This window comes from Blastomonas aquatica (assembly GCF_014639875.1).
In the GTDB taxonomy this organism is placed as follows: Bacteria; Pseudomonadota; Alphaproteobacteria; order Sphingomonadales; family Sphingomonadaceae; genus Blastomonas; species Blastomonas aquatica.
Genome location: NZ_BMGD01000011.1, coordinates 2,501 through 5,823 on the forward strand (window position 1 = coordinate 2,501; position 3,323 = coordinate 5,823).

Annotated in this window: 1 tRNA gene and 2 rRNA genes; all 3 read left to right on the forward strand. The window is 53.1% G+C overall.

The window, feature by feature from the left end:
* Positions 1 to 41 precede the first annotated feature (41 nt).
* A 23S ribosomal RNA gene (locus tag IEW00_RS17245) occupies positions 42 to 2,835 on the forward strand.
* A 144-nt stretch (positions 2,836 to 2,979) separates the two neighbouring features.
* Positions 2,980 to 3,094 (forward strand): 5S ribosomal RNA (rrf, locus tag IEW00_RS17250).
* Between the two features lie 138 nt (positions 3,095 to 3,232).
* Positions 3,233 to 3,309, forward strand: a tRNA-Met gene (locus IEW00_RS17255).
* Positions 3,310 to 3,323: the final 14 nt, after the last annotated feature.

The window sequence follows — 3,323 nt, forward strand, 5'->3', positions numbered from 1 at the left end:
CTTATCCATCGACCAATGTTGTCATTGGTGGTGTGGACTCTCAAGCGTGAGGTAAGAGCATTTGGTGGATGCCTTGGCATGTACAGGCGATGAAGGACGTGGCACGCTGCGATAAGCGTGGGGGAGCTGTGAGCAAGCTTTGATCCCGCGATTTCCGAATGGGGAAACCCACCTATCCCGATTATCTCGCCCGTGATTTTTTCACGGGCTGGGTAATTGGGCAAAGGTATCTCGAAACTGAATAAAATAGGTTTCGTGAAGCGAACCCGGAGAACTGAAACATCTCAGTACCCGGAGGAAAAGACATCAACCGAGATTCCGTTAGTAGTGGCGAGCGAACGCGGACCAGGCCAGTGCCTGGTGTTTAATTAGCAGAACATTCTGGAAAGCTTGGCCATAGCGGGTGACAGCCCCGTATGCGAAAGTGAAACATCAGGACTCGAGTAGGGCGGGACACGTGAAATCCTGTCTGAACATGGGGGGACCACCCTCCAAGCCTAAATACTCGTACATGACCGATAGCGAACAAGTACCGTGAGGGAAAGGTGAAAAGCACCCCGATGAGGGGAGTGAAACAGTACCTGAAACCGAATGCTTACAATCAGTTGGAGGGTCCTTGAGACCTGACAGCGTACCTCTTGTATAATGGGTCAGTGACTTAATCTATCAAGCAAGCTTAAGCCGTTAGGTGTAGGCGCAGCGAAAGCGAGTCTGAATAGGGCGACTGAGTTTGATGGATTAGACCCGAAACCCGGCGATCTAGGCATGACCAGGCTGAAGGTGCGGTAACACGCACTGGAGGGCCGAACCGTTCAATGTTGAAAAATTGTCGGATGAGTTGTGTTTAGGGGTGAAAGGCCAATCAAGCCGGGAAATAGCTGGTTCTCCGCGAAAACTATTTAGGTAGTGCCTCGGATGTTTACCGATGGGGGTAGAGCACTGGATGGGCTAGGGGGTCGCGAGATCTACCAAACCTAACCAAACTCCGAATACCATCGAGTTAGTCCGGGAGACAGACGGCGGGTGCTAAGGTCCGTCGTCAAAAGGGAAACAGCCCTAACCTACAGCTAAGGTCCCCAAATCGTATCTAAGTGGGAAAGCATGTGGGATTTCCAAAACAACCAGGAGGTTGGCTTAGAAGCAGCCATCCTTTAAAGAAAGCGTAACAGCTCACTGGTCTAAATAAGAGATCCTGCGGCGAAAATGTAACGGGGCTCAAGATACGTACCGAAGCTTAGGGTTTGGATCTTCGGATCCAAGCGGTAGCGGAGCGTTCCGTAGGCCGATGAAGCGGGAGGGTAACCGACCGTGGAGGTATCGGAAGTGCGAATGCTGACATGAGTAGCGATAAAGAGGGTGAGATGCCCTCTCGCCGAAATCCCAAGGGTTCCTGCTTAAAGCTAATCTGAGCAGGGTAAGCCGGCCCCTAAGACGAGCCCGAAGGGGGTAGTCGATGGGAACCACGTTAATATTCGTGGGCCTGGAGGTGTGTGACGGATGGCGTAAGTTGTCAGGCCTTATTGGATTGGTCTGGCTTCGAAGTTGTCCCAGGAAATAGCCCCTCCGTATAGACCGTACCCTAAACCGACACAGGTGGGATGGTAGAGTATACCAAGGCGCTTGAGAGAAGTGTACTGAAGGAACTCGGCAAATTACCTCCGTAACTTCGGGAGAAGGAGGCCCTACATGCGGGCAACCGTGTGTAGGGGGCACAAGCCAGGGGGTAGCGACTGTTTAGCAAAAACACAGGGCTCTGCTAAGTCGGCTTCAAGACGACGTATAGGGCCTGACGCCTGCCCGGTGCTGGAAGGTTAAGAGGAGGAGTGCAAGCTCTGAATTGAAGCCCCAGTAAACGGCGGCCGTAACTATAACGGTCCTAAGGTAGCGAAATTCCTTGTCGGGTAAGTTCCGACCTGCACGAATGGCGTAACGACTTCCCCACTGTCTCCAGTACATGCTCAGCGAAATTGAATTCTCCGTGAAGATGCGGAGTACCCGCGGTTAGACGGAAAGACCCCGTGCACCTTTACTGCAGCTTCAGAGTGGCATTAGGAAAGAACTGTGTAGCATAGGTGGGAGGCTTTGAAGCGACGGCGCCAGCTGTCGTGGAGCCATAGGTGAAATACCACCCTGTTGTTTTCTGATGTCTAACCTAGCACCGTTATCCGGTGCAGGGACCCTCTGTGGCGGGTAGTTTGACTGGGGCGGTCGCCTCCTAAAGAGTAACGGAGGCGCGCGATGGTGGGCTCAGGACGGTTGGAAACCGTCTGTTAGAGTGCAATGGCATAAGCCCGCCTGACTGCGAGACTGACGAGTCGAGCAGAGACGAAAGTCGGTCATAGTGATCCGGTGGTCCCTCGTGGAAGGGCCATCGCTCAACGGATAAAAGGTACGCCGGGGATAACAGGCTGATGATTCCCAAGAGCTCATATCGACGGAATCGTTTGGCACCTCGATGTCGGCTCATCACATCCTGGGGCTGGAGCAGGTCCCAAGGGTTTGGCTGTTCGCCAATTAAAGTGGTACGTGAGCTGGGTTCAGAACGTCGCGAGACAGTTTGGTCCCTATCTGCCGTGGGCGTCGATAATTGAGAGGAGTTGACCCTAGTACGAGAGGACCGGGTTGAACATACCTCTGGTGTACCTGTCATTCCGCCAGGAGTGCAGCAGGGTAGCTATGTATGGACGGGATAACCGCTGAAAGCATCTAAGCGGGAAGCCTCCCTCAAGATAAGTTATCATCGAGTCGTGGAAGACCACCACGTTGATAGGCCGGGTGTGGAAGTGCAGTAATGCATGAAGCTAACCGGTCCTAATCACTCTGTTCGCGCTTGAGAGTTCCACCATCAATGACAACATTGGTGTAAGGATGATTAAGCCGGATATTCGCCAAAACGAACGTCTTCAAAACTTGCCAAAATCTGGCAGGACCTGAATGTATAAACGCATCGATTAAAAACCATATGCACCTGCTTCATTGCTTGGTGGCCATAGCGTCAGTGACCCACCCGATCCCATCTCGAACTCGGACGTGAAACCTGACTGCGCCGATGGTACTACCGCTTAAGCGTTGGAAGAGTAGGGCGTCGCCAGGCATTGAAGCCGGTGCATATGGAAAAAAACCCATTCATGATCGTCGAACAACCGCCCCCGGCAATATGCCGCGGGCGGTTTTCGGCCCTCTGGAGATCGCGCCTGGAAACAGGACTATCTCACACAGGGCACGTTGGTGGCGCGGGATGGAGCAGCCCGGTAGCTCGTCAGGCTCATAACCTGAAGGTCGTAGGTTCAAATCCTACTCCCGCAACCAACTCAACAAACCCA